11 protein-coding genes are annotated in these 14809 nt (G+C 55.7%); 4 read left to right on the forward strand and 7 right to left on the reverse strand.

The window, feature by feature from the left end; genetic code table 11:
- Nucleotides 1-16: 16 nt before the first annotated feature.
- Nucleotides 17-877, reverse strand: coding sequence for a LysR family transcriptional regulator (locus MKY64_RS24165; RefSeq protein ID WP_340956279.1), 861 nt, complete (start codon nucleotides 875-877; stop codon nucleotides 17-19).
- A gap of 116 nt (nucleotides 878-993) precedes the next feature.
- Here MKY64_RS24165 and MKY64_RS24170 point away from each other — a divergent pair, with 116 nt between their 5' ends.
- On the forward strand, nucleotides 994-2088 hold the full coding sequence (locus MKY64_RS24170; RefSeq protein WP_340956281.1) for a Gfo/Idh/MocA family protein: 1095 nt from the start codon (nucleotides 994-996) through the stop codon (nucleotides 2086-2088).
- 26 nt (nucleotides 2089-2114) lie between these two features.
- Here the strand turns inward: MKY64_RS24170 and guaA are convergent, their stop codons facing one another.
- The 4 genes from guaA to MKY64_RS24190 form a co-directional block, all read right to left on the reverse strand.
- A complete protein-coding gene (gene guaA, locus MKY64_RS24175) occupies nucleotides 2115-3653 on the reverse strand; it encodes a glutamine-hydrolyzing GMP synthase (protein WP_036696906.1) in 1539 nt (512 codons plus the stop codon).
- Between the two features lie 490 nt (nucleotides 3654-4143).
- Nucleotides 4144-6570, reverse strand: coding sequence for a transglutaminase-like domain-containing protein (locus MKY64_RS24180; RefSeq protein ID WP_340956284.1), 2427 nt, complete (start codon nucleotides 6568-6570; stop codon nucleotides 4144-4146).
- Nucleotides 6539-7903, reverse strand: coding sequence for a DUF58 domain-containing protein (locus MKY64_RS24185; RefSeq protein WP_340956286.1), 1365 nt, complete (start codon nucleotides 7901-7903; stop codon nucleotides 6539-6541). The genes MKY64_RS24180 and MKY64_RS24185 overlap by 32 nt, the downstream gene beginning before the upstream one ends.
- 356 nt (nucleotides 7904-8259) lie before the next feature.
- Nucleotides 8260-9687, reverse strand: coding sequence for a polysaccharide deacetylase (locus MKY64_RS24190; RefSeq protein ID WP_340956288.1), 1428 nt, complete (start codon nucleotides 9685-9687; stop codon nucleotides 8260-8262).
- 108 nt (nucleotides 9688-9795) lie between these two features.
- Between MKY64_RS24190 and MKY64_RS24195 the strand changes: the two genes are divergently transcribed.
- Both MKY64_RS24195 and MKY64_RS24200 read left to right on the forward strand, forming a co-directional pair.
- A complete protein-coding gene (locus MKY64_RS24195) occupies nucleotides 9796-10476 on the forward strand; it encodes a DedA family protein (protein ID WP_036723812.1) in 681 nt (226 codons plus the stop codon).
- 37 nt (nucleotides 10477-10513) lie between these two features.
- Entirely contained in the window at nucleotides 10514-11467 is a 954-nt protein-coding gene (locus tag MKY64_RS24200; protein ID WP_340956289.1) for a helix-turn-helix transcriptional regulator, read from the forward strand.
- 272 nt (nucleotides 11468-11739) lie between these two features.
- On the opposite strand, the gene MKY64_RS24205 is transcribed toward MKY64_RS24200, so the two are convergent.
- Together MKY64_RS24205 and MKY64_RS24210 are read right to left on the reverse strand one after the other, a co-directional pair.
- A complete protein-coding gene (locus tag MKY64_RS24205) occupies nucleotides 11740-13272 on the reverse strand; it encodes a DHA2 family efflux MFS transporter permease subunit (protein WP_036723809.1) in 1533 nt (510 codons plus the stop codon).
- Nucleotides 13269-13721, reverse strand: a complete 453-nt coding sequence (locus MKY64_RS24210) for a MarR family winged helix-turn-helix transcriptional regulator (RefSeq protein ID WP_036723807.1) — start codon at nucleotides 13719-13721, stop codon at nucleotides 13269-13271. Before MKY64_RS24210 ends, MKY64_RS24205 begins: the two co-directional genes overlap by 4 nt.
- A gap of 137 nt (nucleotides 13722-13858) precedes the next feature.
- Between MKY64_RS24210 and MKY64_RS24215 the strand changes: the two genes are divergently transcribed.
- A complete protein-coding gene (locus tag MKY64_RS24215) occupies nucleotides 13859-14545 on the forward strand; it encodes a DinB family protein (protein ID WP_340956292.1) in 687 nt (228 codons plus the stop codon).
- Nucleotides 14546-14809: the final 264 nt, after the last annotated feature.

The raw sequence follows: 14809 nt of genomic DNA on the forward strand, positions 1-14809 counted from the left end.
GGAGCAGTGGGCGCTACTACTGGAGGACCGATTTGCTTTTCTCAATAAACCACTTCTCTGCACTGGATAGTGTATGTTCAGGATGATAAATCAGGGTTCTGCGGAGTGCAGAATATCCATCCGGCAAAGCTTGATAGTTCAGATAATGGTATTTGAGTGCCAGACTTTCAGGAATGATTCCTATACCGAATCCGTTGCTGCAAATCTCCAACAGTGTTTCGACAATATTCACCTCTGAAATGGATGCGTTATGCACATCGAAATCAGCCATCAGTGACATAAGTGCTTGATAAGAGGAGCACTGTTTACTGAACACATAAATAGGCTCTTCACTTAATAATCTGTAGAGAGACTTACCCTTCGTATTCCCCGTAAACACCAATCGGTCTCTTGTCAGCATTTCCGCCAGCATGGATTTACTCTGGTTATAAGTTGTGTTCTCAAGCTCGGTAATGTAAGCAATATTCAATTCTCCCTTGAGGATCTTGGATATTAATTCATCTGTGCTTCCGCTCATTAAGGACAACCTTTTGTTCGGGAATGCCTGATGAAATTCTTTAGCAATATTATTGAGGTGCAGCGGAAAGGAAGACTGCATAATGCCAATCAGAATATGCTCTTCCTTATGGGCGAGGAGCTCTTCTGTTTCTTCCCATAGCAGGATTATTCTTTTGAATTGTGCATATAGCCTTTCCCCATCCGGGGTTAGCTCTACCCCATAAGAATGCCGATAGAACAGCTTAGCCTCAAAGTGCTTCTCGATATTCTTGATCTTATTCGTAATATTCGATTGCAGATGATTAAGTTCGTTCGCCGCAGCAGTCATACTTCGCAATTCTGCAACTTTCATAAAAGCTCTCATGTTCTCAATATGCATAGCCTTCTCCTTCAGATATCAAAAAAAGTAATATCCCCATGCAATTCATGCATTTCAAATGATACTTGAGCCAGATTATACTTAGGTTCACCACAGAAGACAAGGAGCGAAATACAATGAACCATTCAAAAAAAATTAAAGTCGGCATTGTGGGCGGATCCGTTAATCCTGAAAGCTGGGCGATCAATTCACATATTCCTGTGCTGATGAACAATGAGCAATATGATTTAATGGCAGTCAGCACTTCAAATCCTGCCTCAGCGAAGCAGGCTAAAAAAGTCCTTGATATCAAGTATGCCTATGATCATTATCAGGAGCTTATCCAGAATTCGGAGATTGATCTAGTAGTCGTGAGTGTCAAGGCTCCATTGCACTATGAAATACTTAAAGAAGCGATTGAGCATCACAAGCATGTATATTCAGAATGGCCGTTAACCAACCATATCCGTCAGTCTCAAGAACTCACGATGTTAGCGCAAAATGCCAAGGTTCATAATATCATTGGTCTACAGGCCAGACAGTCCAGCGTGCTGAAGCAGGCTAAGAGCATAATTAATCAGGGGAGATTAGGAAGAATTCTATCTGCGCATATGCAAGTCACCACGCAGGGAAAAGGAAACACAGCAACAAACCGGACAGAATATCAGTTCAATCCGGAAAGCGGGGCAACGCTGCTGGACATCAACGGCGGCCATTCGTTAGACCTTATGACCACGCTATTAGGGGAATTCACTCCACTTGCGGCCGTTGCTCAAAGCAGCTTCGGGCAGATTCGCAATATCGAGACTCACCAGAATATTAGGCAAGGCGCACCCAGTAGCTGGGAAGTGATCGGGCTAATAAACAACAGCATCAGCAGCAACGTTTCAATACACGGGGGCGCTCTGCCCGGATTTACGCTATTGATTCGCGGAGAAGCCGGTTCCCTGCGGTTAACACAGGATGCCTCCATGGGTCATCCTCAATTTGGAAACTTAGTGCTGGAAGAATGCCTCCACCCAGATCTTCAGCTCATCAAGTCAAGCAGCGGCTATTCCTTTCAAATCATTGGCAGGGACACCGGGGCAGCCTCTATGCAAAGCTATTTCGAGTCCATATACCATACTCTGGCGGGAGATATTCACAATGGCTTGGATTCACTTCCTGATTTTGAAGCCGGATACAGCATACAATTGTTGATTAACAAAATAAAAGAGCTGAGTGTCCGGTAGCTACCGGATGCTCAGCTCTTATTATTTTATTCCCACTCGATCGTGGCAGGCGGCTTAGAAGTAATATCGTACACGATGCGGTTCACGTTATCCACTTCGTTGACGATGCGGACTGAAATTTTCTCCAGCACATCCCATGGGATACGTGCCCAGTCAGCGGTCATGCCGTCGATGGAGGTTACCGCACGAATGCCTACGGTGTAGGAATAGGTGCGCTCGTCACCCATTACGCCCACACTCTTCATGTTAGGGAGTGCAGTGAAATACTGCCAGATCTCACGGTCGAGACCCGCCTTGGCAATCTCTTCACGCAGGATATAGTCGGAATCGCGGACGATCTGCAGCTTCTCTTCGGTCACTTCACCCAGCACACGAATTGCCAGACCCGGACCCGGGAAAGGCTGACGCCACACGATCGCATGCGGCATGCCCAGCTCTTCGCCCAGCTTACGGACTTCATCCTTGAAGAGGGTGTTCAGCGGCTCAATCAGACTGAATTTCATATCTTCCGGCAGCCCGCCCACATTGTGGTGCGACTTGATCGTCTGCGCCGTTGCTGTTCCGCTCTCTACGATATCGGTATACAGTGTACCTTGAGCCAGGAACGCGAAGTCACCCAGCTTGGCCGATTCTTCGTCGAAGCAATAGATGAACTCGTTGCCGATGATTTTACGTTTCTGTTCAGGATCGGAGACACCGGCCAGCTTGCCGAGGAAGCGGTCACGGGCGTCGATTTTGACAACATGGATATCGAACTTGCCGACAAACGTCTCCATGACGCTCTCCGCTTCACCTTTGCGCAGAAGGCCGTGGTCGATGAACATACAGGTCAGCTGATCGCCGATCGCACGGTGAATCAGCATCGCCACAACAGAGGAATCCACACCGCCGCTGAGTGCGCAGAGCACCTTCCGGTCGCCGACTTTATCACGGATATCCTTAACGGCATCCTCGATGAACGACTCCATCGTCCATTTGCCCTCGCAGCCGCAGACCTCGTACAGGAAGTTCGAGATCATCTCATTCCCCTTCACGGAGTGGCGTACCTCAGGATGGAACTGAACGGCGAAGAATTTGCGTTCATCATTGCTCATGGCTGCAATCGGCGCGCTCTCTGTACCGGCATCCAGCTTAAAGCCCTCCGGAAGCTCCACTACATGGTCGCCGTGGCTCATCCATACCGTCTGCTTGCTCTCAAGGCCCGCTGCCAGCACGGAGCTGGGTGCGAATTCCACATCTGCTTTACCGTACTCGCGCTTGGCGGAGCGTTCCACCTTGCCTCCCTGCTGCTGTGCCATCAGTTGCATCCCATAGCAGATTCCGAAGATCGGCAGCCCGAGCTCGTAAATCGCCGGGTCTACATGTGGTGCATTCTCCGCATAGACACTGCTTGGCCCGCCTGAGAATACAATCCCTTTGGGTGATAAGGCCTTAATCTTCTCCATCGGTGTATTGTACGGCAGAAGCTCGCTGTATACCCCCAGGTCACGAATTCTGCGCGCGATAAGCTGGTTATACTGTCCCCCGAAATCCAGAACAACGATCATTTCATTTGGCTTGTTCATTACTTGCCTCCCTTGATTATTGGATTCATTATACTCATGGTTAATTCCCAGCGTCAAGGAAATGGGGTCCCTCTGTTTCAAGGTTTTGGGCGGGCTGTGGTAGGGGTGGAGGGAATACCTGCACAGTGCAAAGGTAGTGGAAACAGGCTCGTGGCTATGACTGTATGGAATACCTGCAGATGAGCAAATGTCTGCCGATTCACCGCTGCCGGGAGCCGACACCAAGTTATAGGGATAAAGAGAAGAATTGTAGCCGTGGCTGGCGGTGGATAGTGTCTGGCATGGGGAGCGTGGATTTAAATGTGGTCGGTTTTTCGATTACATTTGGTCCTCGTGCCCACGCAGCGCTAAATGTGGTCGGTTTTTCGATTACATTTGGCCCTCGTGCCTACGCAGTGCTAAATGTGGTCGGTTTTTCGATTACATTTGGAGCGGCAAGCTTAGCCGTCACAAAGACGTCCGCTGCAAATGCAGGGACGCCGCTTCCCGATCAGGTTAGATGGAAGGTGATCATCAGACACCGGGCCATGAAAGCCTCTTCGTCCTTGGCATCGGCAGCATTGGGTGGCGACGAGGACGACATAGGCGCGGAAGGCGTAGAGGGCACGGCGCCTCCAGCAGAGCGCGCGGCCGCTAAAGGCACGCCGCCTCCGGCGCCGCCATACGCCAGGGTCTCCCACTGGCGTACAAACCCCCGGACGGCGGCGCGCAGCCGCCCGTCCTCGATAGCCAGGGAGTCTGCGTACTCCCTGGCGGTAACCCCGGGCAGCGGCGGCCCATAGCGCGCCGCCAGCCCGTGCCAGGCCGCAGCGGCGGCGCGCAGCTGCCGCTCACGGCCAAGCCTGCCGGCGCGTCGCACCGCCGGCAGCAGGGCCAGGCTGCGCCGCCAGCGGATGGCGGCAGCCAGCACCAGCGCCGCCAGCGCGAGCGGCGCAGTGTCCGGTCCGCCCGCCTGCGACAGGGCGGCGGTGAGCGCGTCCGCGTGCAGCGCAGCGGAGCGGCGGGTGTCCGGCGGCGCGGCGGCAGCCGCCGGGTCCGTAGCCGCCGCGCCGAGGGCAGCGGCGGCAGCGGCGGAGGGCGTGGGGTCGAAGAGGACCCAGCCCGCGCCAGGGAAATAGACCTCGACCCAGGCGTGGGCATCGCCGCTGGTCACGCTGTAGCGCTGCGGCACAGAGCCAGGCACGGCGGTTCCCGGGCCGTAGCCCTGGACGTACCGCGCCGGAATGCCGCTGCTGCGCAGCAGGACCGTCATCGCAGTGGCAAAATGCACACAATAGCCCTGACGGGTCCCGAACAGGAAATCATCGGTGAAATCGGCACCGGACGGCGGCACGCGGGTCTTCAGCGAATAGGTGTAGCCGTCCTGAAGATAACCGGCTACAGCTACGGCGGCATCGTAACGGCTCGCCGGAGCTGCGGTAAGATCGCCGGCCAGGGCACGCACTCTGGACGGCAGAGCAGCGGGGAGCTGCAAATACTGGCTGCGTACCCCTTCGGGATCACTCCCCTTCAGCTTCCGCAGCGCTACCGGATCGCTTGGCGGCAGAACAGACTTGACGGTATATTCCGTAACCCCTGCGGAGCTGTAGACTTCCGGCAGGCGGAAGCTGAGCCTGTCCGGGCTGGCCAGTACGTAACCCAGCTGGCTTCCGTCCGCAAGCCGGATGTTCTGTACGTCTGTTATAGCGCCTGCACTGAACAGCGGCATACCTCCAGCGGAAGGCGAGGCCAGCTCAATCCGCTGAATAAATGTCTGGCCCCCGGCTGATGCAGTATCCGCCAGAGCGGGCAGCGCCCCGGACAGCCGGGGCAGATTCAGCGCTGAATACGCGGCTCCGCTCCTGATCCAGCGGCGGCCGTCATAATACGCCATGCTTTCCCCCCGCGAGTAGTAGGGACGGGAAGCAGTGACCGTGAAGGCCGCCTCCCGGCTGGGAGTCAGGGGCATGCCAAGCTCTCTGTCCTCCATACTATAGCCGGTGTTGCCGGTGCCGGGTACGCCTGCCTCCTCCGGTCTTTGCGCCGCTGCCCAGTGCTCCAGCTTGTCCAGCACCGGCTGCAGTGTAACCGGGGCAGCCGGGCGCGCGCCCAGCCCTTGCCCGGCCATCCAGGCGGCCAGCGTTACCAGTACAGCTGCCGAGAATGCCCTGGCTCCCCAGCGGGCGTATGGAAGAACAGGCCTTTCTGTCCTCTCTTGCAGGTGGAGCAGCCCGCTTAAAGCCCGCAGCCATAGGATCAGCCCCGCAGTGACCAGGACATCCCCGGAAGTATTAACGGCATAACCCATATCCAGCACCAGCAGATACACCAGCGTTACACCGGTGAACAGCGCAATACTTCCCCTGTACAGCGCGAGCTGCTGGACGGAGGACACCAGCAGCCCCCAGCCCAGCACCAGAATCAGCAGCCTGCTGTCCTCGCTTAATGCGGAGATCCGGCCAGAGAGCAGCAGCAGGGCATCCTGTCCACTTTTCTCCATGGCATAGACCTTCAGCCACCCGCCCCCACCTTCCGCAGCAGCACAGAGGCCATACCAGGTCAAGAAGATTAGCAGAAGCTGCCCGCTTGCCTGGACAAGACGGGGAAACAGCAGACAGCCCCATGCGAGAAGTGCTGCTGCGGAGAGCATCAGGAGCCTCAGGAGCTGTGTATGGTCCGCTGCCGCAGGCAATCTGTAGAGCGGCAGCAGCCACAGCCCAAAGACGCCCATAATCGCCAAAGAGAACAGACCGCGATAATACAAAGGACTGTTCTCTCTTTTACCTGCGGAGCTGTTCTCTGCAAGGTCTGATTCCTCCATCCCTGCCGCTGTAAACATGATGCTTCCGTAGCGGCGCTGCCCGCTGTGGGTTGAGCCCTTCGGACTGGCGCTATCCGTACCCGCACTAGCAGGAGGTGGAGTTATCCGGGAATCCATCAGGCTCCGCCCCCTTGTACCCTTGTGCAGGAGCAGCATAGCCCAGACAGTGAATCCTCGCGCCAAGCCGCATCAGACTTCCCGCAATCGTATCCGAGGCAGGCGGTCTGCTGTTCCCGTAAGCTGCGGGATCATGCTGCCCGGTTGTTCCCCCCTCCTCCGGTGCCAGCCTGCTGCTGCGGGATAGCTCCGGCAGCGTCCCCGCTGCTCCGGCCGGGCTCCGCACAGGACTACCCTGAGTCCGGCTCGGAGAAGGCTGGTCCCAGACATAATACAGCTCCACCCTGATTCCTTGAACCAGGAAGCGGGCCAGCGTTCTCGCTGACTCCTCCTCCAGCCTGCCGGTAACGACCGATACCGTCATCCCGGGAATCCAGCTCTGTGACGCATCCTCCAGCAGTCTGCTGAGACTCTGTGAACCGGATGGGGCAATCTCTGTAAGCAGATCCCGGACCCTCCCGGGGATCTGGCCCAGTCCCTCATGTCTGGCCATTCCTTCCGGCCAGCCGCCGCTGAAGAGCTGGATGTAGCTGCCGGTACGCTCGGCAGAGAGCAACAGCCCCATCGTAGCCGATACCGCCTGTTCAAAGGCCGGGATCACCGACCTCCGCTGGCTGCGGGGAGGGTGCGCACCGCCGGGAATCTCGTAATCCGCCGGACTGCTCGCAAGCACGATGCAGGTCATCTGCCCCGCTTCACGTTCCGGCACTCTGCTCTGCAGGTTGCCTTTACGGGCGCTGCTCTTCCAGTGAATCCGGCTGAACGGATCACCCGGCGCATAATCACGGATATCCGCTGCTTGCGGGCTGCTGTGGTTCCCCCGCCCGGACACACGGTCTCCCGGCAGCAAGCCGGTATCCGGCACAACTGTGCCCATATATAACGCCCTTGGCAGCACCTTGAAGTTCGCCTTGCCGCCCGGCTGGCAGCCGCCGGTGAATAGCCCCGGCAGATCTCCCCAGGTTACACTGCACCCATGAAGCTGATGTACACCCCTAGGAACGGACAGCAGCTCATAGGAATATTTGAAGGAACGCCGGAAGCCGGGAAACAGCAGCTCCTGATGGCTGCCCCTGCTCCAGTAATCGGTCACAATCATCCAGGGCAACGGGATTCTGGCGGCAAAAGAAATTTGAACTTCCACAACGGCGTCATCCCCCGCAGACAGACGCGCAGGAACAATCGTGCGCTGGACACTAACTCTCCGGGGACCGCAGAGCTGCATCAGCAGGCCGCCGGACATGACCACTCCGCCCGCTGTCAGCAGCAGCAGGAGCGATTCTCCGCCGCGCCACATATACAGTCCTCCGGTAACCGCCATCAGGAGCAGCATTCGCCCCCACTCCTTCGCTGCGCGGCGGACGCGCTTCCGGGGGAACCCGGCTATCTCTGCATTCCCGTACCTGTTCTGCTGTGAATACACCTGTGATTTTGGATCTGTCAATGATGATGAGGACAAGGAGGACACCCTTCCATGGTCATAGACTAGCCCCCTGACAGCCTGTACTTTCTCTGGCTATACTACCTGCTGAGGCCTGTTGCTATCTATTCTTTCCACGAAAAAGGATGCCCAGACATTCAGCAGCCGCTTTTCCCGCCAGTAGTCGCTTTTCCCGCCAGCCCCCCTGCCGTCCCTGTCGTATCCTGCCGTCCCCTCCGTCCAGCCCTCCTCCAAAACGGATATCCGCCTTAAGCTGCGGTAACCCTGCGCTCCTCTGCATTAACAAAGGCTTCCGCACCCGGATGACCTGCCGCCTCAAGCAGCATACGCAGGGGTACCCAGAGGGAGGAGCCTTGGAGCTGCACCTGTGCCGCCCTGTACTCTGCTGTACCGTCCGGCCAGTGAATGCCAACCTCCTGCTTCTGTGAGTCTAACGTCATGCTGCGGCCGTTCCAGCTTACAGCTGCGCTACGGGTATCCGCATCCCAGCCGACCCGCCCGCCCAGCCGTTCCACGGTGGCGCGTAGCGGAACATAGTACTGCCCCTCCTGGAGACGGTACTCTCCGGGCTTCAGCTTGATCTCCATCCGCCCAATCTCAAGCGCAAGCGCCTTGCCTGGTGCAAACAGCTCCGCATTCGGAGCAATATTGGCCGATATCCAATCCTGTGACGGCTTGCTCCGCTGTAGCGAGGCTGCCTTGGAGGACACCCTGAACTGTACGGGATCACTCTGCGTATCCAGAACGCCGAACTCATAACCGGCCGCTCTGTAGCGTTCAATAATGGCAGGCAGCGCCTTGGCACTCTGTTCATGGCCTGATCCGTCATGCAGCAGCAACACCACACTGGAGGAGTTCAAGTCAGCCACAGATGCCTGCACAATCTCCGCAGCGGGGACTCCCCGGCGGCGGGAATCTCCGCTGTCCACAGTCCAGTCCATCACCCGGTATCCTGCCTGCTTCAGCAGATTGAAGTATGTACTGTCGAAATGGCCGAACGTGCCGCCCGGCGCACGGACCAGTTGCGGACGGACGCCTGTGATCTCACGTACCGTTTCCTCCGTCTGCTTGATTTGGCGCCAGAATTCCGTGAAGCCGCTATATAAATCATGATAGTTATGATTATAGGTATGGTTGCCGATAGCATGCCCCTGCTCCCAGATGGCATGGATCAGCTCGGGACGCCCTGCGGCCTGATCCCCCAGCACGAAGAAGGTCGCCTTAACCCCCTGCTCCTGCAATATGCTAAGCACCTTGGGAGTAACTGCGCTTGGCCCGTCGTCAAAAGTCAGATAGACCACCTTCTCCTTACGGTGACCGGCTGCTGGAGCAGCTTTCCCCGCAGCAGCAGCAGCTACTTGTTGTATAGCGGGAGCAGGACGCTCTGCATCTGCCTTAGGGGTTGAACCGCCCGAAATATGCGGCTGCCGTAATTCTGCGGTTGTCATTCTGGCCGCTGCCGGAGGCAAATCTTGCACCGGGACAGCCGGAGCATTATTCTTAGAGAGTAGAGGTAACGCACTGCCTGCTTCAGCCTGCAGGGAGTACGTAATCCGCGAACCGGAAGAATTCCCCTGCCCTCCATAGGCTGACACACCCAGACTCAGCACAACAGCAATAACAAGCAACCCGCAGATCATGATGCGGCGGATAGGATTTTCCAGGTTGTTCTTCATCTTCTCTACCTCCAGCATTCTATTGGCGCACCCGCACCATTTGGTAGATTGTATGAAGACAAGCTTCAGAATAGAATAGGCGCGCAGCCTTTGGAGAGTGAAGAATCTATGGATATGCTCAAATGGATACAAGAATTGTTTGCGAGCTATGGTTATAGCGTATTGTTTTTCGGGCTTTTGCTCGAATTTATCGCCCTGCCTTTTCCCGGGGAGACCACGATGGCCTTCGCAGGATTTCTCTCTTTCACGGGGAGGCTGGATTTCTTCACCCTGGTGATCGTAGCCTTCTTAGGGACTACAATCGGGATGACCATTACATATTTCATCGGGCTCAAGGCCGGTCTGCCCTTTATCCAGCGGTACGGCAAATGGTTCATGTTCTCTCCGGCCAAGCTGGAAAAGACGCAGCGCTGGTTCGAGAAATACGGCAGTGTGCTGATCTCCATCGGCTATTTCATCCCCGGCGTCCGCCACTTCACCGGCTATTTTGCCGGGATTATTGCCCTGCCCTTCCGTAAATTCGCTATGTATGCCTATGGGGGAGCAATATTCTGGGTAGTGTTATTCCTCGGAATCGGCAAAATCTTCGGCCCGCAGTGGATGGGCATCTTCCACCTGATCGAATCCTATGCCCTCTGGATCGCGGTAAGCGTGCTGGTTATTGCCGCGCTGATTGTCATCTACCGTTACCGGGCTGCCATTTCTCTCCGGCTGCGGCGGCGCAAGCCAGTGGCTACGCTTGATGCCAAGGTCCAAGTGAAGGTCAAAGAGACCTCCAAGACCCGCTGACTAAAGCCTCACCTAACGTCTGAAAGAAGGTATCCCTGTGAAAATAGACCGTCTGCTCTCCATTGTCATATTGCTGCTCAACCGGCCGCTGATTCAGGCCAAGGAGCTGGCCGATATGTTCGAGGTCTCCGTGCGTACGATTTACCGCGATATAGACAGTATTAACAGCGCAGGCATCCCTGTGGTTACCTATCAGGGCGCAGGGGGCGGCATCGGCCTCATGCAGGGCTACCGGCTGGATCGCAACGTATTATCTCAACGCGAGCTGGCCGATATTTTCAGTGCGCTGCAAAGCGCCTCCTCCATCGGCGGAGAGGGCCATCAGCTATTGATGGAGAAGATCAGCAGTGTTGTCCCTCCCTCCCAGATCTCCGCCTTCCGCAGCAAAACCACGCAAATGATCGTCGATTTCTCCCCCTGGGAGCTGACAGCTCCGCTGGAGGAGCGGCTGGACCTCCTTAAAGAAGCCTTAGAGGAGGAGGTCATGGTCACTTTTGAATACATAACTGCCGAAGGCAGGGTAAGCCAGCGTACGGTCGAGCCCTATACGCTGGTCCTCAAGGGACAATTCTGGTACTTATACGGGTTCTGCGAGGAGCGTCAGGATTTCCGCCTCTTCAAGCTGCTGCGGATGAAAGCGCTAGTGAAGAAGAACAGGCACTATATCCGCCAGGATATTCCTCTTACAGAGCTGCCGTGGAGTAGTAGCTGGAAGGAACCGCAGAATCTCACACCAGTCAAGCTGCGTTTCACGCCGGAAGGCAAGCATCTCGCCGAGGAATACTTCGACTGTGAGACGCTCCAGCGGGATGATACCGGCGGATACACCCTAACGCTCCAATACCCTGAGAATGACTGGCTATACGGCTTCCTGCTAAGCTTCGGAACCGTCCTGGAGGTGCTGGGACCGGAGCACATCCGCCGCAGATTAGGCGAGGTGGCCCGCGGCGTCGCGGCGGTATATTCATCAGACTTGCCGGAGCGGCAATAAAACCCGAACCTAAGCATTTTCAATTCGCCATCGCATGACCATCTTTCCACCCCACCCGCATTCAAGCATATACAATCTTTTTCCATCCGCTTCCGAACCTGAATCCATGTTGTCAGGTTTGCCGGTTTATACTCTAAGGGAGAAGCCGGTTTTTGACTGGGAGACTGGGGAGGATGAAGGACAGTGGGGCAATTCCACCCTAGTTCGCAGACGCAAAAAGACGATCCGGCAACCGTTAACGGTTATAGCGGATCGTCTTTTTTTATTCAGGATTATGCTCTCTGTGATTTCGTCAGGTTCGGCTGCGGCTGTCCGCCTTCCGCTTCTTCCGTCTTCAGGAAGTCGGGCTGCGGAGAGGTCTTGCGGATGAACAGCGCCAGCACCAGGGCAACAACAGTCACCCAGGTTGCTACAGCGAAAGCATGGGTAATCCCGTTAATCGTTGCTTCCTGTGTAAGCTTCAGCATCGCAGCCTTATCGGTCTTCGACACCGCACCGCTTACCAGTGCATCGGTAATGTTGCTCTTCGTACGGTTGGTCATCAGGCTGACGAACAGGGCCATCCCCAGTGCACCGCCCACGGTACGCAGGGTGTTGGACATGGCTGTACCATGAGAAGCCAGACGCTGCGGCAGCTGGTTGAGACCGGCGGTGACGATAGGCATCATCAGCATCGACATCCCGAACATGCGGGCCGTATACGTCAGGATCAGATGAGTATAAGTGGTAGTGGTGCTGATCTGGCTGAATTCCCAGGTCGTTACAGTGGTGATGGCAAGGCCGATAACCGCCAGCCATCTGGCTCCGATTTTATCAAATATAATTCCGGTGATCGGTGACATCACGCCCATCAGAACCGCACCCGGGAGCAGCATCAGTCCGGATTCCATCGGTGTAAAGCCGCGGATGGTCTGCAGATAGATCGGCAGCAGGATCATCCCTGCATACATAGCCATAGTGACGATAATGTTGATCACGGTAGTCAGGGAGAACATGTTGTAGCGGAAAATGCGGAACTCAAGCAGCGGCTTATCCGTGGTCAGCTCACGCCATACGAACAGCCCCAGGGACACGATACCCAGGATCAGGCAGAGAATAACGGTCGTGCTTCCCCAACCGTCTGTTCCGGCATCACTGAAGCCGTAGAGCAGCCCGCCGAAGCCCAGTGTAGACAGAATCACACCCGGTTTATCCAGCTTCGGAGAAGTCAGCTTACCTACATTCTGCATAGTCTTCATGCCGAGCAGCATTGAGAAAATGGCCAGCGGAAGCACGATGTAGAACAGCACGCGCCAGGAATAGTTCTGCACAACCCAGCCGGACAAGGTAGGGCCGACAGCCGGAGCAAAAATCATCGCAACCGCCATCAGTCCCATCGCCTTGCCCCGTTCTTCAATCGGGAAGATACGCAGGAACACAATGTTCATCAGCGGCATCAGAATTCCGGCACCTACAGCCTGAATGACTCTGCCGACCATAATCATCTCAAAGCCTGTTCCTATTGCACAGACCAGTGTACCTATCGAAAATAACATCATTGCCGTCGTAAAGAGCTGGCGGGTCGTAAATTTCTCCACCAGATAGGCGCTGATCGGCACGAGCACACCATTAACCAGCATGAACCCTGTCGTCAGCCATTGGGCCGTATTGGCGAGGATATTCAGGTCCTCCATCATTTTGGGCAGCGCCACATTCATCAGCGTCTGATTGAGTAGCGCCACGAAGGCGCCGATCAGGAGCGCTGCGATAATCGGGCCTCTGCGGACCGTCTTGGACGGTGCATTACCGGCTGTAATTGTACTCATAGCTTCTTGTTGTCTCTCCCTTGTTCTAGAATTCGGATTATTTCACCATGCAGCCGCAGCAGCTCCTGTACATCCTCCGCAGGAATGTCTGCCAAGGGCTGCAAATGTCTTCGGAGTGACTGCCTGCTGAGCAGACGGATCTCCTTGCCCTTCTCAGTCATCGCCAGCTTAAATATTCGTCTGTCGCTCTGCGAGCGTTCTCTGGTAATCAGTCCGGCCTTCACCATCCGGTCCACTACACCGCTGGCTGCGCTGTTGCCCAGATGCAGAAGATCGGCCAGCTCCGTGATCCCGATATCTGGATGCAAGGATAACTTACGCAATACCATCAGTTGGGTAGATGTGATGTTAAGCTCCTCTGCATCCTTCCACAGAAGCTGCTGGAAATTATGGGTGATGCAGCGGAAAGAGGACAGAATATCGTCCAGTTGCTTTTCCTTTTCTTCCAAGCCTTATCCCTCCACAAGCATAATGCACAAATGCACAATAATACTTCGCATGCGAACTATTTTACTATTTACCTATTTATCCGTCAATGGTTTTCTTGCAGAAATTTTCTGAAAATTACGGAAAGCGAGGATTAAACATGAATACAGAACAACGAAATCACTGGAACAGGCAGCATAAAATGTTGTCCAGGATCATCACCAAGCCGGAGGCGCATACTGAAGCAGTCGCTATCATTCTGGAGCTGCATACCTCCCTCTACGCCTCTGAAGAAGGCAACGGGGAACAGGCAACCTATGAGGATGCCTTATGGGACCAGCTGCTGGAGTCCACCGCGCGCAGCTACCCGGTGCAGACACCCGGCAGCCGTAATTCTATAATCTGGCATCTGTGGCACAGTGCACGAATAGAGGATATCACCATGAACATCCTGGGGGCAGACCGTGAGCAGGTGCTATACTCCGGTCAGTATGCCCGGAGGCTGGGGGTTCCTTACGTTCATTCCGGCAACGGAATGAGTGAACAGGATCTTGCTGCACTCAGTAGAGAGGTGAACCTCGGAGCGCTATCCGAGTACCGGCGCGATGTCGCCCGCAGAACACGTTCCATCCTATCCGCTCTGGAGCCGGGACAGCTCGGGATGAAGGCAACTCCGGCGCAGTTCGAGAGAGTCCGGGAGGAGAAAGCGGTACTCGACAGCGAGCAGTGGCTAATGGATTATTGGGGCGGCAAGACCTTTGCCGGTCAGGTACTGATGCCGGCCACCCGGCATAACTTCGTCCATCTGAACAAAGCGATGCGGGTGAAGCAGAAGCTGCAGAAGTGACTCCGGGGTATCCGGAGGATTTGACCCACGTGCTCCGCGCCTGCTCCATGTAGTCGGTTTTTCGACTACATTTGGCCCACGTGCTCCGCGCCTGCTCCATGTAGTCGGTTTTTCGACTACATTTGGCCCACGTGCTCCGCGCCTGCTTCATGTAGTCGGTTTTCCGACTACATTTGGCCCACGTGCTCCGCGCCTGCTTCATGTAGTCGGTTTTTCGACTACATTTGGCCCACGTGCTCCGCGCCTGCTTCATGTAGTCGGTTT

Source organism: Paenibacillus sp. FSL R7-0210 (assembly GCF_038009085.1).
Lineage (GTDB): Bacteria > Bacillota > Bacilli > Paenibacillales > Paenibacillaceae > Paenibacillus_AQ > Paenibacillus_AQ silagei.